Source organism: Amycolatopsis sp. NPDC004378 (assembly GCF_053602455.1).
In genome coordinates, this window is sequence record NZ_JBSGDR010000011.1 from 123,372 (window position 1) to 142,297 (window position 18,926).

Annotated in this window: 23 protein-coding genes and 1 pseudogene; 12 read left to right on the top strand and 12 right to left on the bottom strand. The window is 70.8% G+C overall.

What is annotated here, in order from left to right:
* The first annotated feature begins 86 nt into the window (after window positions 1–86).
* The 9 genes from ACWEN0_RS29050 to ACWEN0_RS29090 all read left to right on the top strand — a co-directional run bounded on the left by ACWEN0_RS29050 (window position 87) and on the right by ACWEN0_RS29090 (window position 10,308).
* Window positions 87–4,091 (top strand): hypothetical protein, encoded by a 4,005-nt coding sequence (locus ACWEN0_RS29050; protein ID WP_451980286.1) that lies wholly within the window; start codon window positions 87–89, stop codon window positions 4,089–4,091.
* Window positions 4,091–6,877 carry a hypothetical protein gene (locus ACWEN0_RS29055; RefSeq protein ID WP_451980289.1) on the top strand — a complete coding sequence of 929 codons (2,787 nt, stop codon included), beginning with the start codon at window positions 4,091–4,093 and terminating at the stop codon, window positions 6,875–6,877. Before ACWEN0_RS29050 ends, ACWEN0_RS29055 begins: the two co-directional genes overlap by 1 nt.
* Before the next feature lie 10 nt (window positions 6,878–6,887).
* Complete coding sequence (locus tag ACWEN0_RS29060) at window positions 6,888–7,373, top strand: hypothetical protein (RefSeq protein ID WP_451980292.1); 486 nt, start codon at window positions 6,888–6,890, stop codon at window positions 7,371–7,373.
* A gap of 45 nt (window positions 7,374–7,418) precedes the next feature.
* Window positions 7,419–7,685: an MYXO-CTERM sorting domain-containing protein gene (locus tag ACWEN0_RS29065; RefSeq protein ID WP_451980295.1), complete on the top strand. Its 267-nt coding sequence runs from the start codon at window positions 7,419–7,421 to the stop codon at window positions 7,683–7,685.
* Complete coding sequence (locus ACWEN0_RS29070; RefSeq protein WP_451980298.1) at window positions 7,678–8,412, top strand: hypothetical protein; 735 nt, start codon at window positions 7,678–7,680, stop codon at window positions 8,410–8,412. The genes ACWEN0_RS29065 and ACWEN0_RS29070 overlap by 8 nt, the downstream gene beginning before the upstream one ends.
* Window positions 8,412–8,576, top strand: coding sequence for a hypothetical protein (locus ACWEN0_RS29075; RefSeq protein WP_451980301.1), 165 nt, complete (start codon window positions 8,412–8,414; stop codon window positions 8,574–8,576). Before ACWEN0_RS29070 ends, ACWEN0_RS29075 begins: the two co-directional genes overlap by 1 nt.
* A gap of 1 nt (window position 8,577) precedes the next feature.
* Complete coding sequence (locus tag ACWEN0_RS29080) at window positions 8,578–9,561, top strand: glycoside hydrolase family 25 protein (protein ID WP_451980304.1); 984 nt, start codon at window positions 8,578–8,580, stop codon at window positions 9,559–9,561.
* Window positions 9,558–9,893 carry a hypothetical protein gene (locus tag ACWEN0_RS29085; RefSeq protein WP_451980307.1) on the top strand — a complete coding sequence of 112 codons (336 nt, stop codon included), beginning with the start codon at window positions 9,558–9,560 and terminating at the stop codon, window positions 9,891–9,893. The genes ACWEN0_RS29080 and ACWEN0_RS29085 overlap by 4 nt, the downstream gene beginning before the upstream one ends.
* A 178-nt stretch (window positions 9,894–10,071) precedes the next feature.
* Window positions 10,072–10,308: a hypothetical protein gene (locus tag ACWEN0_RS29090; RefSeq protein WP_451980310.1), complete on the top strand. Its 237-nt coding sequence runs from the start codon at window positions 10,072–10,074 to the stop codon at window positions 10,306–10,308.
* Here ACWEN0_RS29090 and ACWEN0_RS29095 read toward each other — a convergent pair.
* The 3 genes from ACWEN0_RS29095 to ACWEN0_RS29105 all read right to left on the bottom strand — a co-directional run bounded on the left by ACWEN0_RS29095 (window position 10,305) and on the right by ACWEN0_RS29105 (window position 12,190).
* The gene (locus ACWEN0_RS29095; protein ID WP_451980313.1) at window positions 10,305–10,613 is read right to left on the bottom strand and encodes a helix-turn-helix domain-containing protein; all 309 of its coding nucleotides are present in this window, start codon (window positions 10,611–10,613) and stop codon (window positions 10,305–10,307) included. The genes ACWEN0_RS29090 and ACWEN0_RS29095 overlap by 4 nt on opposite strands.
* A gap of 549 nt (window positions 10,614–11,162) precedes the next feature.
* The gene (locus tag ACWEN0_RS29100) at window positions 11,163–11,954 is read right to left on the bottom strand and encodes an SAM-dependent methyltransferase (RefSeq protein ID WP_451980315.1); all 792 of its coding nucleotides are present in this window, start codon (window positions 11,952–11,954) and stop codon (window positions 11,163–11,165) included.
* Between the two features lie 2 nt (window positions 11,955–11,956).
* Window positions 11,957–12,190, bottom strand: a complete 234-nt coding sequence (locus tag ACWEN0_RS29105) for a hypothetical protein (RefSeq protein ID WP_451980318.1) — start codon at window positions 12,188–12,190, stop codon at window positions 11,957–11,959.
* Between the two features lie 147 nt (window positions 12,191–12,337).
* On the opposite strand from ACWEN0_RS29105, the gene ACWEN0_RS29110 reads away from it, so the two are divergent.
* Window positions 12,338–13,207: a helix-turn-helix domain-containing protein gene (locus ACWEN0_RS29110; protein WP_451980321.1), complete on the top strand. Its 870-nt coding sequence runs from the start codon at window positions 12,338–12,340 to the stop codon at window positions 13,205–13,207.
* A complete protein-coding gene (locus tag ACWEN0_RS29115) occupies window positions 13,204–13,416 on the top strand; it encodes a DUF397 domain-containing protein (protein WP_451980324.1) in 213 nt (70 codons plus the stop codon). Before ACWEN0_RS29110 ends, ACWEN0_RS29115 begins: the two co-directional genes overlap by 4 nt.
* Window positions 13,417–13,476: 60 nt before the next feature.
* Here the strand turns inward: ACWEN0_RS29115 and ACWEN0_RS29120 are convergent, their stop codons facing one another.
* Genes ACWEN0_RS29120 through ACWEN0_RS29155 form a run of 8 tightly spaced genes read right to left on the bottom strand, consistent with a single transcriptional unit; the run spans window position 13,477 to window position 16,729 of the window.
* A complete protein-coding gene (locus ACWEN0_RS29120) occupies window positions 13,477–13,809 on the bottom strand; it encodes a hypothetical protein (protein WP_451980327.1) in 333 nt (110 codons plus the stop codon).
* A 59-nt stretch (window positions 13,810–13,868) separates the two neighbouring features.
* Window positions 13,869–14,387 carry a hypothetical protein gene (locus tag ACWEN0_RS29125; RefSeq protein ID WP_451980330.1) on the bottom strand — a complete coding sequence of 173 codons (519 nt, stop codon included), beginning with the start codon at window positions 14,385–14,387 and terminating at the stop codon, window positions 13,869–13,871.
* Window positions 14,384–15,439, bottom strand: a complete 1,056-nt coding sequence (locus ACWEN0_RS29130) for a DNA-methyltransferase (protein ID WP_451980333.1) — start codon at window positions 15,437–15,439, stop codon at window positions 14,384–14,386. The genes ACWEN0_RS29125 and ACWEN0_RS29130 overlap by 4 nt, the downstream gene beginning before the upstream one ends.
* The gene (locus ACWEN0_RS29135) at window positions 15,436–15,648 is read right to left on the bottom strand and encodes a hypothetical protein (RefSeq protein ID WP_451980336.1); all 213 of its coding nucleotides are present in this window, start codon (window positions 15,646–15,648) and stop codon (window positions 15,436–15,438) included. The genes ACWEN0_RS29130 and ACWEN0_RS29135 overlap by 4 nt, the downstream gene beginning before the upstream one ends.
* Complete coding sequence (locus ACWEN0_RS29140) at window positions 15,645–15,803, bottom strand: hypothetical protein (protein WP_451980339.1); 159 nt, start codon at window positions 15,801–15,803, stop codon at window positions 15,645–15,647. Before ACWEN0_RS29140 ends, ACWEN0_RS29135 begins: the two co-directional genes overlap by 4 nt.
* 1 nt (window position 15,804) lies before the next feature.
* Window positions 15,805–16,023 carry a hypothetical protein gene (locus tag ACWEN0_RS29145; protein WP_451980342.1) on the bottom strand — a complete coding sequence of 73 codons (219 nt, stop codon included), beginning with the start codon at window positions 16,021–16,023 and terminating at the stop codon, window positions 15,805–15,807.
* On the bottom strand, window positions 16,020–16,526 hold the full coding sequence (locus ACWEN0_RS29150; protein ID WP_451980345.1) for a hypothetical protein: 507 nt from the start codon (window positions 16,524–16,526) through the stop codon (window positions 16,020–16,022). The genes ACWEN0_RS29145 and ACWEN0_RS29150 overlap by 4 nt, the downstream gene beginning before the upstream one ends.
* On the bottom strand, window positions 16,523–16,729 hold the full coding sequence (locus ACWEN0_RS29155) for a hypothetical protein (protein ID WP_451980348.1): 207 nt from the start codon (window positions 16,727–16,729) through the stop codon (window positions 16,523–16,525). The genes ACWEN0_RS29150 and ACWEN0_RS29155 overlap by 4 nt, the downstream gene beginning before the upstream one ends.
* A gap of 119 nt (window positions 16,730–16,848) precedes the next feature.
* Here ACWEN0_RS29155 and ACWEN0_RS29160 point away from each other — a divergent pair.
* Window positions 16,849–17,358 (top strand): annotated as a pseudogene (locus ACWEN0_RS29160) (hypothetical protein); the annotation flags it as partial.
* On the opposite strand, the gene ACWEN0_RS29165 reads toward ACWEN0_RS29160, so the two are convergent.
* On the bottom strand, window positions 17,348–18,874 hold the full coding sequence (locus ACWEN0_RS29165; RefSeq protein ID WP_451980351.1) for an FAD-dependent oxidoreductase: 1,527 nt from the start codon (window positions 18,872–18,874) through the stop codon (window positions 17,348–17,350). The pseudogene ACWEN0_RS29160 and the gene ACWEN0_RS29165 overlap by 11 nt on opposite strands.
* Window positions 18,875–18,926: the final 52 nt, after the last annotated feature.

The following is an 18,926-nucleotide window of genomic DNA, read 5'->3' on the forward strand; positions in this document are numbered from 1 at the left end:
TGTCACCTCTCGCGGTGGCCGAAGAAAGCGACGAGCTACTCCAGTTGGTCGAGATCGTCAACTACGCGTACCGGAAGGAGGCCTGAGTGAGCAACGACGTGCGCATCCGAGTGCACTGGGACGACCCCGACGGCGACAAGTTCGCCGCGTCTCAGAAGGCAAAAGCAAAGCGCGCCGGCGAGCAGGCCGGCGACGCATTCGCGGGTGCGACGCGTCGAAAGGCAAGCAAAGCCGGTGAAGACGCCGCCGACGACTTCAACGGCAGCTTCTCCGGCAAGCTCACCAAGTCCTCGATCAACGCGGCTCAGAAAGCCGGCCAGGAGGCCGCGAAGTCGTTCTCCGGCAACTTCTCGGGCAGCCTCGGCGACGAGCTCGGCAAGGCCGGCGAGGACGCAGCGAAGAAGACACGCGACGGGTTCGAGAAGGAGAGCAAGAAGACCCCGGCGAAGCTGCCGGTCAAGGCCGACAACCCGATCGACGCGGCGTGGCGGAAGGACATCGAGGCGTCGATCAAGCACGCCGCATCCGGAGCCATCAAGATCCCGGCCACTCCGGATACCGAAATGTTCCGGCAAGACCTCGAGGCCTCGCTGAAGAAGGCCGCGGCACTGCTCAAGACCGAGGTGCCTGTTAAGCCTGAGGAAGCGGCCGCGTTCCGCGCGAAGCTGCAGGCGATGGTCGATGCCGCGGAGGCCGGGGTCAAGGCGAACATCCCGGCCGAAGTCGACGAGGCGAAGGCCCGCAACTCGGCCCGGAAGGCCGGCGCCGGGGTCGAGCAGGAGATGAACAAGGTCGCGAAGCGATCGCAGTCGCAGTTCGAGGCGCTCCGTTTCATTGGCTTGTCGGTCGGTCTGCCCGCTGCGGCCGCAGTGGGCGCGGCCGGCGTTACGGTTGCGCTCGCGGCGATGGGTGCGGGGTTCGCGGCGCTCGGGGTGTACGCGGCGTCATCGTCGGAGAAGGTCCAGGTCGCAGCGAAGAGCATGGCGAACAACGTCCTCGACGACGTCAACGGCATGGGCCAGGCGGTTGAGGGCGACATCATCGAGACGCTGCAGGGCGCCGGGAAGGCGTGGGACCGGCTGACACCGCAGGTGCAGGCCGCCGTCGCCGCGTCGGGCCCGGCGATCCGGGAGCTCGGCGGGTCGGTCACGGATTTCGCGGAGAACGCGATGCCGGGGATGCTGACTGCGGTCCAGCGGTCGGAGCCGGTGTTCAAGGGGCTACGGTCGTTCACGGGGCAGGCGGGGCAAGGACTGGCCGAGTTCTTCACGAACGCGTCGCAGGGCAGCGACGCGGCCGGGGCTGGGATGTCGCGGTTCGGTGGGACGGTGCAGCTGCTGGAGGCGCGGCTGGGGACGTTGTTCGCGAACCTGGCCAATGGCTCGGCCGGGCCGCTGAACTCGCTGCACGTGCTCGTCGACGAGGCGACCGGTGCGCTGGTGCGGATGACCGCGCAGGGCTCCGGCGTGATGGGGTTCCTGCAGGGTTTCTCGACCACCGGTTCCGGGCTGATCACGGTGCTGTCGGGGCTGGCGAGCGTCGTGTCGTCGCTGCCGCCTGGGCTCAACCAGATCGGCGGGTCGCTGACGGCGACGTCGATGCTGCTGTCGAAGTTCGGGATCGACGCGACCGCCGGGTTCGAGGGCTTCGGCAGCAAGCTGAAGAACCTCGGCAGCGACCTGGTGAACGCCCGCAACCCGATGAACTCGCTCAAGGAGGCCGGGGCCGGGCTCGTGTCCGGGGCGTTCAACCCGGCCGCGATCGCCACCGTCGGGTTGAGCGTGCTCCTCGCCGAGCTGGGGCGCCGGCAGGAGGAGGCCGCGGCCAAGGCGCAGGCGCACGCAACGAACGTGCAGAACCTCACCTCGGCGCTGCGTGAGGACGGCGGCGTGATCGGCACGTCGATCAGTAACACGACCGCGAAGGCGTTGGCGGACAAGAACGCGGCCGGGAACGCCGCTGCGCTCGGTGTGTCGCTCGGCACGGTCCAGTCCGCCGCGATGGGCAACGGCGACGCGATGTCGGAGCTCACCGGTAGGGCCAACCAGCTCTACGACAGCTTCATCGCGCAGGGCAAGGTCGGCAGCGATAACGCGTGGATGTTCCGCGAGCACGCGAAGGCCCTCGCAGCCAACGGCGGCGCGGCCCAGGACGCGGCGTACGACACCGGCAACCTCACGCAAGCGGAGCGGGATCAGCTCGACGCGGCGTTGAACGTCATCGGCGCGGCGGGCGAGCAGTCGAAGTCGCTGCGAGACACCCAGGAAGCCGCGCGGAGCCTGAAGTCGGCGCTCAGCGGCGTCTCGGTCGAGCAGCTGAAGCTCAACGAGGCCTCGACGATCGGGCAGGCCGCCTCCGCGAACCTGGCCGCGGCCTTCGGAACGCTCGCGCAGGCAGGCGGCGACGTCCAGTCCAAGGGCAACGCTCTCATCGACGTGTTCGACGCGCTGCACGGCTCGCAGCTCACGGCCGAGGAAGCTCAGCAGGCGTGGAACGACCAGATGCGCGAGGCCGCCGACTCGATGAAGAACCTGGACTTGCCCAAGCACGCCAAGGACTTCATCAACACCGCGGGGGCGATCAACACCACCTCGGAGGCCGGGTCGAAGCTGCAGAACTTCGTCCGCGAGGCCGCGGGGCACATGGCGGCGTTCGCGCAGTCACTGAAGGACCAGGGCAAGTCGTCGCAGGAGATCACCCAGGCGCTCGCGCCGATGGAAGGCCAGCTCCGCAACCAGCTCAAGGCGTGGGGTCTCAACGACCAGGAGATCCAGAAGGTTCTCGAGCACTACGGCGCGATCCCGAGTGAGATCCAGACGGTGCTGAAGGTGTCCGGCGGCGAGGCGTCGAAGGTGCAGGTGCAAACCGTCCTCGAAGAGCTGCTGAAGGTGCCGCCGGAGAAGGGCGTCAAGGTCTCGACGCTGACGGAGGACGCGAAGAAGAATCTGGAGGAGCTCGGCTACCAGGTGGTTGCGTTGCCGGACGGCACGTTCCAGGTGTTCGCGAACACGCAGCCGGGCCGGGACGCGGCGTCCGCGTTGATCGGTGAGGTGAACCACTACCAGGGCACGGTCACGGTGCACGCGAACACCGCGGACGCGGTCGGGGCGGTGCAGGTGTGGCAGCAGCGCGCGGACGGCACGATCGGCATGACGACCACGGACACGCGCGTCGACCCGGCGACCGGGAAGGTCCAGACCTGGCTGGCGCAGGCCAACGGTACGTGGGCGTGGACGAACACCGACAGCCGCATCGACCCGGCGACCGGGAAGGTGCAGCTGTGGGTGGCGAGCACGAACGGGAAGTGGGCGTGGGTCAACGCCGACGCCCGTACCGGAGCCGCGGAGGGCGCCCTGAACTACGCGGCCCGCACGCGCACGGCGGTGATCCAGGGCGTGTTCATCGCGCCGTCGATCTCGGGGCTCGGCGCGGCGGCGAACCGGCTCGCGAAGGGCGGCATGGTCGGGTACGCCGCGGGCGGCGAGATCCGGTCGGTGCCGCGGTTCGCCGAGGGCGGCAGCATGCTCGACATCCGCGCCGGCGGGATCATGCGCGGTCCGGGCACGGGGACGTCGGACAGCATCCTGGCGCTGTCGTCGCGTGGCCCGATCGCGGGGTCGGCGGGCGAGATGGTGATCCGGGCGTCGCAGACCCGGAAGTGGCGCCCGCTGCTGGAGGCGATCAACGCGGGGGTGAACGGGTTCGCCGGCGGCGGGCCGATCCAGGCGGAGGACGGCAGTTGGGTGTCGTCGTCGTTCTATGGCCCGGCGCCGAAGGGCCCGCATCCGATGCTCACCGAGGAGGGCTACGCGAAGCTGCGGGCGCGGGCGACCGCGAACGGGATCGGGTCGCTGCCTCCGATCCTGCAGGACCAGCTGCGCACCTACGGCGGCTGGGTCGACAGCCTGCCGTCGGCCGCTGGAGCGCAGCCCTCGTCGTCGGGTAACGCGACGAGCAGCGGCAGGGTCCCGGTCACCACGATCCGGCTCGTGGTCGACCTGTCCGGGGCGGACACGCGCGTGCTGGATTGGCTGCGTGACCGCATCCGGGTCGAGGGCGGCGACGTGCAGATGGTGCTGGGGAGGAACTGATGGCCGACTTCCCCTACGCGCCCGAAGATGTCGCGGTCGAGCTGTGGCTGAACGGCGCATGGGTGGATGTCGCCGCGGCCGGGCGTGTTCGCCTGTCCGACGGTGTCCGGATCCGGCGGGGCAAGTCGAGCGGGTCGACGGGGCTGGCTCAGCCGCAGTCGCAGAGCTGCGAGTTCACGCTGGAGTCCATCGACGGCGCGTTCTCGCCGGACAACCCGCTGTCGCCGTACTACGGCAGTTTCGGCCAGGGCACACCGGTGCGGGTCGCGACCCGCGTGGCCAAGTCGTCGTTCTCCGGGACGGCGTCGAACGGGTTCGCCACACCCGAACGCGGCGGCACGTGGGGGGTCACGGGCACCGCCAGCCGGTACTCGGAGTCGAGCGGCGCGGGGAAGATCGCGTTCACCGCGGCGAACCAGACCGGTGAGGCGCTGCAAACCAACCAGACCTACGCCTCGCACGACGTCGCCGTCACGTTCACGTTCCCGTTCAGCAACGTCACCGGAGCGGAAGTCGGCGCAGGCGTCGTCCTGGGCCAGCTCACCGGCACCGACCAGTTCCTCGCCCGACTCCGGATCTCCGCCGCCGAAGTGATGACGGTCGACGTGATCCACGAGCTGCTCGGCTACACCATCGCGACCCCGGTGACGATCACGGACTTCGCCTTCACCGGGCAGGCCATCCGGATGCGCGCCCAGCTGGCCGGCCAGACGATTCGGGTCCGGGTGTGGCCCGCAGCGTCGGCCGAGCCGAGCACCTGGCACGCCGAGGGCGCCATTCACGCCTTCAGCGACCTGCTCGACCGGCCGAAAGGCCACGCGGGCCTGTGGGGCCTGGCGAACACCGGCAATACCAACGTGCCCTTCACGATCTCCTACGACAACTGGGAAGTGCGTTCGAACCGGTACGCCGGGTCGGTCGCGGCGCTGACGGCCCAGTCGGACACTTCGGGCCGGGACGTCACGGTGCGCGTGGAGTGCGGGGGCCCGCGGCGCCGGTTGTCGCAGGGGCAGCCGCCGGTGTACTCGCCGCTGCGGCGGGTGATGTCGTTCGAGCTGTCCCCGCCGAACTTGCTGTATTACCCGATGGAGGACGAGTCCTCGTCGTCGCAGGCCGCGTCGGGCCTGCCGAATCAGCCGCCGATGATCCAGCCGTCGGGCACGAACCTGGTGCAGTTCGCGTCGAACACGACGTTCCCCGGCTCGAAGGCGGTGCTGGCCCCGAACGGTGGCCGGCTGTTCGCGCCGCCGATCGTAGGCGCCGCTGCTACCGGGGTGATGCAGGCGCTGTTCTGCTTCATCCCGCCCGGGGACGGGTCCGAGACCAACGGCTGTTCGCTGCTGCAGCTGCAGCTGACAGGGACGTGCGCCTACATCGACGTGCGGTACGCGACCGCGTCCTCCGGCTCCATCTACCTGGAGTTCTACGACGCGGCCAAGACGTCGCTCGGGACATCGCCCAACTTGGTCACCAGCCTGAACGGTGTGCCGTCGCTGATCTCGGTCGAGCTGACACAGAGCGGCTCGGACATCAGCTACCAGGTGGCGCAATACCCGATCAACTCGACCGTCGGCGCGTCGAGCGGTTCGACGCTGACCGGCCGTACGATCGGCGCGCCGCAAGGCGTCTACGTCGCCGCCGGTGGACAGGTCCTGAAGTCCGCCATCGGGCATGTCGCGCTGCGCAACGCCATCCAGGCGCTGTTCACGTTCCAGAACTCGTTGAACGCGTACAGCTTCCCCGACATGATCGGGTTCGAGCCGTACACCGAGACGTCGCTGGCGCGTGCGCAGCGGCTGCTGGACGCGGCCGGCATCGAGGTCTCGGCGATTCGCCGCCCGGGTGTCAGCCACTTCTACACCAACATGGGGCTGCAGCCGCTGTCCGGGCTCATGGCGCTGCTCGACGAGACCGCGAAGGTCGAGCTGGCCACGCTCTACGAGGACCGGGACGTCGAGGGTTTCGTGTTCCGGTACGGCCGGTCGAAGTTCAACCAGGACGCCGTGCTCACGTTGGACATCTCGGCCGGGCAGCTGGCGCCTCCGTTCGCGATGCCGAAGGACGACCAGTCGACCATCAACATCGTGGAGGCGAAGCGGGAAAGCGGGTCGAGTATCGCGGTCCGCGACGACGCGTCGGTCGCGGTGAAGGGCGAGTACGCCACGAGTGAGTCGTTCCGGCTCTGGACCGACCGGGATCTCGCCGACCGGGCCTACTGGCTGCTGCACCTCGGGTTGGACACGAGCGCGCGGTACCCGTCGATGGAGCTGAACCTCGCGCGCGCGGCGTCGAAATCCACGCAGCTGTACCTCGACATGCTGGCGTTCGACATCGACGACCGGATCGTCGCGACGAACCCGAACGCCGCGATCATCAGCGCCGACCTCGACCTGATCGGGATCGGCTACGCCGAGGTGCTGAAAGGCATGGAGCACACGATCACCGTGGCGTGCACGCCGGGCGGCCCGTGGGCAGTCGCCGAGGCCGCCACCATCAGCGGAGACACAAACCCCTGGCTCGGCCGCGCCGACACCAGCGACTCCCAGGTGAACACGTCGGCGTCGGCGGGCGCGACGACGCTGTCGGTGAAAACGAACTCGGGTCCACTATGGACGACAGTCGCGGACAACTTCCCGCTCTACCTGAACGTCGGCGGGATCCAGGTGCGCGCCACCGCGTGCTCGGGATCCAGTTCGCCGCAGACGTTCACCGTCGACGCCCTCCCGGCCGCGCGCGCCGCGGGCCTGTCCGTGTCCGTCTGGCATCTGCCGGTGCTCGCCTTCTAGGAGAAAAGCTATGGCGTTTTGGGCTGCGGGGCAGAAGATCCGCGCCGATGACCTGAACAACATCACCCCGGGTTCCGAGCAGGGCGAGTGGACGATCTCGGCGAACCTGGCGATCGGCACCGGCACGCTGATCAACAACTGGACTCCGTGGATCGGCAGCAACCCGGCGACGATCGACGGGATCTCGCACAGCGCCGGAGTCTTCACGGTGACCCGCGGCGGGATCTACCTGATCAGCCTGGCCGTGCGGTTCGTTTCGTCGACCACCGACCGGTACTGCATGATCACAGGCTCGGGTGGGCTGACGGACCAGTGGGCGAAGAGCAGCACCCCCAGCGCCGCCGGAGGGTTGAACGTCTCGTGCTCGGTGCCGAAACGGATCGCCGCGGGCGGCACGTTCCGCTGCTACGCGTTCGTCACCACGACAACGAACGCCACGCACGAGTCCGGCAGCGACCTCGTCACCGGCGTCACCGCCTACCGGCTCGGCCCGTGATGAACCGTCCACAGTGGGCAACTGAGAAGCACGAAAGGGGTGACGGTGGGTGCTCTTGACATCGGTCAGCTTCTGCAGAGCGCTGGTCCTTCGGCGGCTCTGCTCGTCGTCGTCATCGTCCTCGTCTGGCTGTGGCTCCGCGCCGAGCGCCGCGCGGACCGCGCCGATCAGCGGACCGAGCGCGTCCAGGCGCTGCTCGACAAGGAACGCGAACGGAACGTCGACCAGGTCGACGACGAGCGCCGGCGTCGGTGGCGGGCCGAGGACGTCGCGGCCCGCGCGAAGCGGAAGGTCGGTGATGTAGATGCGTAGCCGGATTGCAGTCGTCGCCGTCGTCCTCTCGGCGCTTGCCTTCGTCGCCGCGGCGTGGGCGACGATCAGCCCGATCATCGTGCGGCAGGACGCGGCCGCGGTGCAGTCGCAGGCGAAGTCCCTCGCCGACCAGGTCGCCGAGGCCTGCGCGAAGGGCGGCCCGGCAGCGGCCGAGCTGGTGCAGCGTGGGGCGTGCGCGAAGGCCGCGGAGGTGAAGGACCAGCCTCCGGTCGCCCAGGCCGCCCAGGCCGACCCGGCCCAGCTTCGGCAGGCCGCACGGACCGCGGTCGCGGAGTTCTGCGCGGCGCCGTCGCATCCGTGCCGCGGCGCTGATGGGGCGTCGCCGAACTTCGACCTGATCGTCGAGGCCGTCGTCGCCCGGATCCCGACGCCGAAGAACGGCACCGACGGGGCCAACGGAGCGAACGCTACGGCGGATCAGGTCGCCGCCGCGGTCGCGGCGTACTGCGGGCAGGCCGACGAGCCGTGCCGCGGCCCGCAGGGCGTGAAGGGCGAGAAGGGCGACCCGCCGCCGTGTATGGCCGACGCGAGCCAGTGCCGCGGCGCGGACGGCCAGCCGCCCGCCGGGTGGACGACGTCCTACCCGGACGGCTCGACCGGAACCTGCACCCGCGCGGACCCCTTCGACCCGGCCGCACCCCGCTACACGTGCACCCGCTCGGCGCCGCCGAGCAGTGATCCGCCTCTCCCCGTTGGAGGAAGCTGATGGACCCCACCCTCATCACGGTGCTGATCTGCGTCGCTGTCGCGCTCACCGCGGCCGCGGTCATCGTCGGCCGGCGCCCCGCCCAGGTGATCCTCGCCGCGCTCGGCCTCGCCCTGGCCGCCGTCGTCGCGCTCATCACCCTCATCACCACGAACGGAGGCTGACGTGGCCATCACGTTCGCGATCGACATCTCTCACCACCAGGACAAAGCGCTCAGCCTCGCGGCTGCACGAGCCGACGGCTGCGAACTCGCGATCCTCAAAGCGGGCGAGGGCAACAACTTCGTCGACCCGGACTTCGCGTCGAACCTCGCCGAGGCGCGCGCCGCCGGCCAGCTCGTCGCCGCCTACTGGTACCAGCGCAGCAGCGCCACCGCGGCGCAGCACGTCGCGAAGATCCGGCAGGTCGTCCCCCTGGACGTTCCGGTGATCCCGGACGTCGAAGCGAACTCCGGCGGCGTCGCCCTGACCCGCGACCTCGTGACGCAGCTGCGCGCCGCCGGCTACCGGGTGCCGCTCCTGTACCTGCCGCGCTGGTACTGGCAGCAGCTCGGCTCGCCATCGCTCGCGGGCCTGCCGCCGCTGTGGAGCTCCCGGTACCCGGACAACGTCGTCGGGCTCCTCGCCGACGAATGGACCCGCGTGCCCGCCTCGTACTGGTCCGGCTACGGCGGGCTCGACGTCGCGCTGCTCCAGTTCACCAGCTCGGCCCGGATCGCCGGGTACGCGCCGCTGGACGCCTCGGCGTTCCGCGGCACCCGAGACCAACTCGCCGCCCTCCTCGGCGGCCAGACCACGGAGGAAGACACCATGGCAGTACTCACCGACCAGCAAGCGGCCGCGCTGCTGAACCAGGCCGGCAGCACCTGGGCCGCCGTGTTCGTCGGCGGCGGCGAGAACCCGCTCAAGCGCGGACTCGTCTACGAGGTCGCGGACATGCAGACCAAGCTCACGGCGCTCGCCGACGGGCAGGCCGCGATGGCCAAGGCCCTCGCCAGCGGCGGCGTGGACACCGGCACGCTCGCGTCCGCGCTGCTGCCGTCCCTGCAGGACACCGTCCGGCAGGCCCTCGCCAACGTCGACGGCCTGGACGAGCAGGCCGTCGCCGACCGGCTCGCGGCCGACCTCGTGAACAGGCTCGCCCAGTGAACGGCCTCAGCGACCGGCTGGTGTCGTGGCTGCGCACCATCGTCCCGAGCCTCTGGTCCGCGCTGATCACGTGGCTGATCGCGCTCGGCCTTCCCGACAGCGTGATCGGCGCCCTGAACGGGCTCTGGACGACCGTCCTGATGCCAGTGGTGTTCGGCCTCGTGTACGCGGGGCTGCGCGCCGTCGAGTCCAGGTTGCCGGCGTGGGCGACTCGGCTGCTGCTCGGCTCGAACCAGACACCGAGCTACGGGACGAGCTCGGACGGCACGCCGCGGATCACGAGTCTGCCGGAGATCCCGCCTCCGCCGGTGGCCGGCGGTCCGTCGACCTGACCCTTGCGATAGTCGAACACGTGTTCTACGGTGTGTCGGGTCGGGCGAGACGGGGAAGGTCCCGCCCGACACACCGACAGCACGGCACCCGACCGGGCAACCCAGGAGAGTCGTCGAACACCTCATCCAAGGAGTGCTCGCCGGGTGCCGTGCCCCACACCGCCCCGGAGACGTCGCCGTGCTGCAATGCGTCGCCCGCCACAAGGTCACCCGCGAACGCCGCGTCTGGCGCGACCGCGCCGACTGCGACCGCTGGTTCACGCGCCACGCCGGCCCCGAGTTCGATCAGGCTGACTGGGAGATCACGGACGAGGCCGTCCCGTTCTGGGGGTCCGCGATGCCCCACCCGCGTCCGGACGGCACCGACGGCTTGGGCCCGTTCTACGACACCCCCGACCACAAACCCGCCGGCTAGCTTGCGTCTGGGCGCCCCGGCCGACGCAGCTGCACCCCGGCCGCGAGCAGCATGTTCCGGGCCTGGTTGAAGGTGTGCCCGTATCGCGCGGCGACCTGCCGGATCGAGGCTCCGCCCTCGTAGGCCGCGATCATGCCGGGCGGGCACTCCGGAACTTGGATCCGCGGCGGCCGCAGCGCGACCCCTGCATCGAGCAGGGCCGTGCGGATGGCGCGGTAGCTGAACGGGGTCACGTCCGCGAGTGCTTCGAGCGTTGCGCCGTGTTCGTACCAGCGACGCAGGTGGGCGATATCCGCCGGGGTCACGCTGTGCTCCTCGGAAACGGGCTCGGCCCCCGGGCCTGCTGTTCCCGGGGGCCGAGCGGCGCAACGCGGTTGTGCGGGAACCGGTGCGCTGGGATGCCGCCGCGCCCTCAGGGGTGGGGCCGCCCGGCCGGAGGCCTTGGCCGGTCGCCGACGCGGTCGGCGTGAACGCTGCTACTCGTCGTCCTCGGCGGCTTCGTCCCTCTCCGCCGCCTGCGCCTCGACGCGCTCCTGCGCGGCGCGGTCGTCGCGCTCGTCGCGGCTTTCGTACCGCCACACCATGGCTCGCTCCTCTCGATCGATGAGGCGCCGGGCCCCCGGCGACGGCCGGGGGCCCGGCTCCGCGCCCGCCCGCAGGACAGGCACGGTCTGGTCCGCCCGCCTCGCTGACCCTGCAGGCCGTGCGGGGATCGGAAACGCGAGACGGGCGGAGCTTGGAGTGCTGCCGGGCCTCCGAGGGGCGCAGGCCCGGCAGCGTGCCGCGCCTGCACCGGCGCGACACCCGGCCGGCGCGCAGAGGGAAAGGACGGGGGCGCGCGCCGACCGGGCTGATCAGGGGGAACTTGGCGCCACCGCGACCGCCACGGCCAGCAGCTCGTCGACCAACGATCGGCCGTGCAGCAGCCGCGGCCCGTTCGGGAACCAGTCGACCGCCTTCACGACACCGGGTGTCTCCAGCTGGTGCTCGGCGAACAGCTGGCCGATCGCCGCCCGGCGTCGGAACCAGCCCGCGCCGACCACGCTGTCGAGCTTGAAGAGCAGCTGCTCGATCGGCGCGACGGCCTCCTCGAGTTCCGGGTCGAGAAAGTGTGTCGTCGCGACCAGCGACCCAGGTGCCAGCTCGGCGACCATGTCGTTGACCCATGTTCGCGCCCGGCCTTCGTCGGCCCAGGGCAGCACGCTGGGCGCGATCACCGCGACCGGCTCAAGCCAATCGATCCGGCCGTCGATCGCGTCGATCACCGCGGCGACGTCGAGCGGGTCGGCTTGGACGACGTCGACGCCGTTCTCGCCCAGCCACACCGAGCCCTTGCGGTACAGCAGCTCGTCGCCCTCGACGTACACGACCCGGCCGGGCTCGGCGAGACTCCGGTGCGGCGGATGCCCGACCGGCAGCGGCGCTCCGAGGTAGACGACCTGCGCGATGTTGCGGATGCCGGTGGCGTACCGCCAGAACCGGCTAACGACATCCCGTTCGTTCCGGGCAAGCAGGTCGAAGTCGGGCACGATCGTGTTGAGCTGGGTCAGCAGCCCCCGGTCGTTCTCGTACACGTCGGAGCCGCCGAGCATCGCGTTCCAGAGCCGTGCGCGGGCCTGGCGGGCGTAAGCGACGGTCTCGTCCACGATCATCGGCCTGCCCGTCGGGCATCGTCGAGGTCGGCGAGCGTGGCGACGATGTTCGCGCGCACCTGCGACGCCGAGCCGTCCAGGATCACACTGGGCCCGTCGGCGACAGCCATCGCGGCGACCACCCGGCCTTCGCTCGTAGTGAGCCCGGTCACGATCGGCACTCGCCGCCCGGTCGTATCGAACGCCCAGGCGGTGCGCTCCTCGCGCCACCCGCGCACCTTCATCTCCATCGCCGCCCCGCGGTACTCTTCGTGGTAGAGGCCGTTTCACAACGTTCCCTCTCGTTCCACAACAAGTGGAACACAAGGGAACAACGGTCGCAAGTGCGCCGATCGGGCGACGCTGTATCCGCTGGATGCCTGCTCTATCCTCGTTCCATGGCAGAAAACAAGGCCTCCGCGAAGTCCGCGAAGATCGGCGCTCACCTGCGCGTCGAGCGCGAAGACCGCAACATCACGCTGACCGCGTTCGCCAACGAGGTCGGCATCTCCAAGGCCCACCTGTCCCGCATCGAAACCGGCCAGACGCCGGTCAAGGTCGAAGACGCAGCCCGGATGCTCACCCTCCTGGGCGTCAACGGCGACCGCTTCGACGAGATCATCGGCATGGTCCACGGCGACGAAACCCAGCACGGCTGGACCGCCACCACCCTCAGCGAGCAGGCCGCGATGAACGCCGCCCTCGCCGACTTCGAAGCCAACGCAGCCTCGATCACCGACGGCGCGCTCGTGCTCCTGCCCGGCCTGACCCAGGATTCCGGCTACACCCGCGCGGTCATGTCCGGCGGCACCGTCCCCGCCCACGAGATCAGCGCCCGCGTCGCCATGCGCGCCGGCCGCGGCGCCGTGATCAATCCGCACCTCACCCGCCGGCCCGCGAAGTACAAGGCACTCATCGACGAAGCCGCGCTGCGCAAGCAGATCGGCGGCCGCGAGGTGATGGCCGACGCGCTGCGATTCGTCTACACGATCGCCACGACATGGGACAACGCCACCATCCTCATCGTGCCCGACAGCGCCGGCTGGTACCCCGGCATGACCGGCGCGTTCTCGATGATCGAGCCGCGGGACACAGACGCGCTCTCGATCGTCCACCTCGGAACCCGGCGAAGCGGCCAGATCCTCGATCGTGACGAAGACCTGGCCGAGTACAGGAAGACCGCGAAAGCCGGGGAGGCGGCGGCGCTGGACGAAGTCGAGTCGGCCCAGCGCATCGCCGCCGCAATTGAAGAGATGGAGAAAGGATGACGGTACCCGAAATCCCGGAGGAAATCTGGGAGGAGAACGGATTCAAGAGCAGCTGGAGCGGCAACGACGACAACTGCGTCGAGGTCGTCTTCGTGCCGACCGCCGACGTCGTCGGCGTGCGCGACACCAAGGACCGCGAAGGCGGCCAGCTCGTCCTGCCCACGGCGACGTGGCGAGGCCTCGTTACCGTGGTCCGCTCGAAGAAGTAGCTGCACGACACGACGCCCCCGGCACACCCGCAGGGTGCTGGGGGCGTCGTCGTGTTCGGGCTACGCCGCGGCGGCCGGCGGCGTGCTCACCGGCGCCGAACGCCGCGGCCGTACGACACCCGCGCCGACGGCTGCCGCCACGCCGACGACTCCGAGCCCGATGCCCCAGCCGAGCCGGCCGGTCGTCGCGTCGTCGCACGCTGCCTTGAACCCGTGATCGCCGAGGTTGCCGAGCTGGTCGGTGTTCTCGGCCTTCGTCGTGTCCGGGTTGAACACGGTGCCGCAGCCGACCTGGACGCCGCTATAGGTGGCGTTGATCGGGAGGAGCAGGAGCAGCGCGGCGCCGATGAGGGCGGCCGCGGCGGCGAGTGCGGCGATGAGGCGGAGTTTCATGGCGGTCTCCAACGGGTTGGCGGCGTCACCCGGTCAGGTCGTACCGGACAAGACGTGCGTTACGTCCGCTGGTTGCGTCGCCTCGGCCCGTGCTCGTAGACGACCCCGAACCCGACGCCCCCGACGACGAGCAGCAGCACGGCGAGGAGTCCGATCCAGGGCCGGTCGGTGACCGGCAGCCACGGCACCAGCGCGCTGTAGACGGCCGGCGTCGAGCTGGTTGTCGGCGGTGGCGGCGTGCTCGAGCTGCCGGGTGGGGCGGCCGCGCCGGCGTTGGCCGCGGACGGCCGCGGGGCGCGGCTGGTCGTGGCGGGCGGTTGGCTGGTGCTCGGTGGGGCTGCGGTGCTTGAGTTCGTCGGCGGCGCGGTCGTCGGGGTGGTGGTCGGCGTGGGCGTCGTCGTGCTGGGTGGGGTGCTCGTGGTTGGTGTCGGTGCGGCGGTCGTGGGTGGTGCGGTGGTCTCGACGACGGTCGGGTCGGGGGACGGCGGGACGCTGGGGTCGTCTTGAGCGTGCGCGGTGCTGGCGCCGCCGAGCAGCAACGCCAGCACGACGACGGCCGCCGCGGCGAGGCGCTTCATGACGCGCCTCCGAGCGCCGCGAAGAGGTCCGCCTGGCCAGGGACCTCTGCCGACACCTTCGTCGGGTCGGTGCCCGCGGCCCGCGCTCGTTCCTTCGGGTCTGAGCAGCGCCAGGCGGCGAGCCGGCCGTAGTCGGCGGATCGGTCGATGCTGATGCCGGTGTGGCCTAGCATGGTGGCTACGAGGGCGGTGGTTCCGGTGCCGCCGAAGGGGTCGAGGACGACGCCGTCGGGCGGGCACCAGCCGGTGATGAGGCGGCGCGGCCACTCCATCGGAAATGCGGCGTAATGGTCGACGCCGAGCTCGGCGGGCGCGTGAAGCGGCTGCGTGGAGATCTCCCATACCGAGCCGGGCACGCGGCCGCGCGGGTTCACGGTGTCGAGCATCGTCCGGGCCTTCTGCCCGCCGCGCGGCTCGCGTCCGGTGCCGTTCGGCCGGACGTACCCCGACGGCGGCTCGCGGATCTCGTCGACCGCCGCGAAGTACCGCTGCTCCTTCGTGAGGTGAAACCACGTCTCGTGCGACCGGCGCACGCGGTCGGTCGCAGACTCGGGCATCCCGTTCGACTTTGACCAGATCAGCTCGCCGCGCAGGATCAACTCGAGGTCGTCGATGCAGCGGAGTGCGTAGCGCCAGGGGATGCCGAGCAGCGACTTCGCGCGGAAGCCGGCAGGAACCTTCGTCGAGCCGCGGTAGTGGCGGCCGTGCCCAGCCCGCTGGTCCTCACCCTTGCGGCCCATGGGGTTGAGGAACGGTGACGGCGTCGCGCCGAGCGACGTGTGCCCGCCCGCGGCCGCGTACTTGTCGCCGAGGTTGACGAAGATGCTGCCGGTCGGTTTGAGCACGCGCACCATCTCGCGGGTGCAGCCGATCAGTGCGTCGACGAACTCTCGCGGCGAGGCCTCCGCACCCAGCTGCCCGGCGTAGTGTTCCCCGCCGTCCTGGTAGGACCGCAGCCCGAAGTACGGCGGGCTGGTCACGACCAGGTCGACGGACTCGTCGGCGAGCGGCAGAGCTCGAGCGTCACCGCGAAGCAGCAGCGGCGCGCTCATCGCGCATCTCCCGGCACGCGCTGCCAGGCGACGCAGGTGCGGACGAACACGCCCCACCAGGCGAGCAGCACGGCGAGGTTCGGCAGCACGAACCCGGGCTCGTGCGCCCGGACGCGGTACTCGACCCCGACCACCCAGACCAGGTAGAGGGTCAGGGCGGCGAACGCCACGAACCAGGCCCGGAACCGGGCGAGACGACGCGCGCTCACCGGGCCACCGCCTCGACGAGGTAGCCGTCGGCGTCGACCGGGTCCTGGTCGGTGGCGGCGAACTCCGGGGAGCTGCCGTCCTCGTTGACGTGCCCGTCGAGCGCGGACGCCGGGTCGCACCAGCAGCCGGGCGTGAGGGTGTGCAGCTCGGACACGTCAGTCCTCCCCGCAGTAGCAGCCGTCGCAGTTCTTGCAGTGCCCGCAGCCGCCGCAGCGCTCGCGCTGGAGGCAGCCGCAGGGCTGGAACTTGCCGGACTCGTCGGTGCGCTCGGACTGCCAGTTCCCAAGCGGGCAGGTGACGATGAGGCTGGCCTGGCAGTCGCCGTCCGGGTCGGTGTCGACGCAGCCGCGCGGGCACGTGGCGGGTTCGGTCATCGCGCACCGCCCAGCGCGTTGCGAACAGCTTCGGCGAACTCGTCCGGCACGCCCACCCAGTACGCCGGGTCCGCGCACAGCTTCAGCGCGGCGTCCCGCTGTTCGCGCAGCTCGCGAACCTTCTGCGCCTGCTCGTTCTCGTGGGCGAGCGCCGACCGGTAGTTGTCCATGATCGGCGCGACCGCGACCTTGTGCCCGCACGTCTCGCACTCGACGACGACGTTCTCGCGCGGCCACGGCACCGTCCGCGGCCCGCAGTCGCAGGTGATCGTGCACGGCTCGACGTACGACACATCCACGTCGGCGTCGCGGCCGAACGCGCGCAGCTGCTTGTGCACCTCGCGGGCCCGGTCGTACCAGTACGCGCGGTTCGCGTTGTCGGCGTGCCCGGCGGTCAGGTCGATGCCCTGTGCGGCGGCGAGCAGTCGGCCGTCGCGCTCGAGCTGGCCGCCGAGCGGGCGGCCGTGCGGGTCGGTGGCTTCGGGTGTCGTCGGCTCGGTCATCGGGTCACCGCGCGGGCGGCCGGGGTGCGGACGGCGCGGCCGCCGAGCTGGGCGGCGCGGATCAGCTCGATCCGTTCGGCGGCCTCCGGGTAGCTGGGGTGGCCGAGGGCCTGGCCCCAGTCGCGTTCGAGGTTGGCGAGGCGTCCGGGCGAGGCGGCGGCGTATCGTGCGCGGAGGTGCTGGGTGGCTTCTTCGTCGGTCATGGGGTGTGGCTCCCTCGGTGGGGAGCGGGCGACCGATTAGCTGAGATACGGGCCCGCTCGGTGGTCTGGTCACGAGGGGCGGGTCTGACCTGCTAAGACTTATCGCCACTTAGTGCGGTATTTGCGACAAGGTGGGCACCGGCTACATCAGCGACGCCTACGTCTACACCGGCTCCGACGGCCGCGTCGCGCCGGACTGCGACGGTTCGACCCAGACCTGCAGCACCGCCGGCACCGGCGACCCCAAGACGTGCGCGCAGGCCGTGGCCTACGCGAAGACCCGGATCCACACGAACGACCTCGACTCCTACGAGGGCTGGTGCGACCGGATCAACGCGCAGAACTACGGCTGGAGCGCCTCGGGCTCGGAGACGGCCTACATCCACTGGACCCAGATCCCGGCTTCGTTCAAGCACCCGGGTGACACCGAAGTGCCGGCCGGCGGCCTCGCGTTCTTCAAGAGCAGCGGCGCCGGGCACACGATGATCTCGATCGGCGGCGGCAAGTTCCTGTCGAACGACATCAACGGCTACGGCAGCTACACCGAGACGACGATCGCGCAGATCAAGAGCAAGTGGGGCCAGACCTACCTCGGCTGGTCGCAGCCGTGGTTCAAGGTCAACCACTGACGCGCTGACCGGACTGCCCCTGCCCACCTCCCCTGGGCAGGGGCAGTCCGCTGTCCAGGTACTCCGACACCGCCGCGACGTCGCCCGCGTCGGAGATCAGCGCGACGTAGCCGTCGGGACGGATCAGCACGAGGGTCCGGCCGGTCGCGCCGTACGCCTCGGCGAGGTGGCCTCCGGTGTCGGCGACGTCGCCGGGGCGCGCCGGCCGGCCGGCGACGTGGAGCGTCCTGATGCCGGGCACGACGGCCGTGGCGCCGAAGTCCAGCAGGGTGAACCGGCCGCCCCGCGTCAGGTCGAAGAGCCGGCGTTCGCCGTCCACGGTGGCCAGTCCGGTCGCGTCCGGCGCGCGGTCTCCGGCGCGCAGGCCCGCCGTGTCGTCGCGGTCGTCACGGGCCAGGGCCGAGCCGCGGTAGGTGATCGCCAGCTGCGAAGTCGTCGCGTCGCGGCGGAGGGTGATGCTCTTCTGCTCGATCGCCTGCTTCAGGCGCGCGTCCGAGAGCGCGAGCACGCCGGCCGCGACCGGCCGCCGTTCGGCTTCGTAGGTGTCCAGCAGCGCCCGGGGCGCGCCGTTCGCGACGGCGGCGAGCTTCCAGCCGAGGTTGTGCGCGTCCTGGATGCCGGTGTTCATGCCCTGGCCGCCGGCGGGGGAGTGGATGTGCGCCGCGTCGCCGGCGACGAACACGCGGCCCTCGCGGTAGCGGTCGGCGAGCCGCACGTTGGCGCGCCACAGCGACGACCATTCCGGTTCGTGGAGCCGGATGCCGGTGCGGCCCGTGCGGTGGTCGAGGGTCGCCTGCAGGTTCGCGAGGTCCAGCCCGGGGTCCTGGCCGGGGGCGACGGAGGCCTGGTACTGGAAGAGGTCGGTCGAGGGCAGCGGGCAGAGGCTGACCATGCCGTCGGGGTGGCGCCACAGGTGCCAGGCGTCGCGGTCGAGCCCGTCGGCCCGGACGTCGGCGACGAGCATCCGCACCTCGTCGCGGGTCTCGCCCTCGAACGCGATGCCGGCCTGCTTGCGGACGACGCTGTGGCCGCCGTCGCAGCCGACCAGCCGGCTCGCGGAGACGGTCTCGGCCACGCCGTCCTTGACGACCACCGCCGAAACGCCGCCTTCCGACTGCTCGAATCCTTCGAGCGCCGTGCCGAACTCGACCGTGCCGCCGAGCTCGGCCAGCCGCAGCCGCAGGGCTTCCTCGACCCGCCATTCGGGGGTGATCAGGCCGGCCGGGTACGGGATGTCCGGACGGCTCTCCGGCGATTCGCTGCTGAGCGACACCTGCCCGTCGGGCCCGGTCGTGCGGATCGGCATCGCGGGCCGGCCGTGGGCGAGCACGCGGCCGACGACGCCGAGGTCGTCGAACACCTCGAGGGTGCGGGGCTGGACCCCCTTGCCGCGTGAGCCCGGCCGCGGGCCGGGCGCGGCCTCGACCAGGCGGAACGGAACCCCGCGGCGGGCCAGTTCGCAGGCCAGCGTCAGCCCGGTCGGGCCTGCGCCGGCGATCAGCACCGTCGTCTCCATGTCTCGCCCCTCAGTCCAAGATAGGAATGCCTTTCTAACGAGCGTAGCCGCG

Coding starts and splice junctions, on each gene's coding strand:
- ACWEN0_RS29055 (WP_451980289.1), top strand. CDS start 4,091: ATGGCCGACTTCCCCTACGCGCCCGAAGATGTCGCGGTCGAGCTGTGG.
- ACWEN0_RS29060 (WP_451980292.1), top strand. CDS start 6,888: ATGGCGTTTTGGGCTGCGGGGCAGAAGATCCGCGCCGATGACCTGAAC.
- ACWEN0_RS29070 (WP_451980298.1), top strand. CDS start 7,678: ATGCGTAGCCGGATTGCAGTCGTCGCCGTCGTCCTCTCGGCGCTTGCC.
- ACWEN0_RS29075 (WP_451980301.1), top strand. CDS start 8,412: ATGGACCCCACCCTCATCACGGTGCTGATCTGCGTCGCTGTCGCGCTC.
- ACWEN0_RS29105 (WP_451980318.1), bottom strand. CDS start 12,190: ATGGAGATGAAGGTGCGCGGGTGGCGCGAGGAGCGCACCGCCTGGGCG.
- ACWEN0_RS29110 (WP_451980321.1), top strand. CDS start 12,338: ATGGCAGAAAACAAGGCCTCCGCGAAGTCCGCGAAGATCGGCGCTCAC.
- ACWEN0_RS29115 (WP_451980324.1), top strand. CDS start 13,204: ATGACGGTACCCGAAATCCCGGAGGAAATCTGGGAGGAGAACGGATTC.
- ACWEN0_RS29120 (WP_451980327.1), bottom strand. CDS start 13,809: ATGAAACTCCGCCTCATCGCCGCACTCGCCGCCGCGGCCGCCCTCATC.
- ACWEN0_RS29125 (WP_451980330.1), bottom strand. CDS start 14,387: ATGAAGCGCCTCGCCGCGGCGGCCGTCGTCGTGCTGGCGTTGCTGCTC.
- ACWEN0_RS29130 (WP_451980333.1), bottom strand. CDS start 15,439: ATGAGCGCGCCGCTGCTGCTTCGCGGTGACGCTCGAGCTCTGCCGCTC.
- ACWEN0_RS29145 (WP_451980342.1), bottom strand. CDS start 16,023: ATGACCGAACCCGCCACGTGCCCGCGCGGCTGCGTCGACACCGACCCG.
- ACWEN0_RS29150 (WP_451980345.1), bottom strand. CDS start 16,526: ATGACCGAGCCGACGACACCCGAAGCCACCGACCCGCACGGCCGCCCG.
- ACWEN0_RS29155 (WP_451980348.1), bottom strand. CDS start 16,729: ATGACCGACGAAGAAGCCACCCAGCACCTCCGCGCACGATACGCCGCC.
- ACWEN0_RS29165 (WP_451980351.1), bottom strand. CDS start 18,874: ATGGAGACGACGGTGCTGATCGCCGGCGCAGGCCCGACCGGGCTGACG.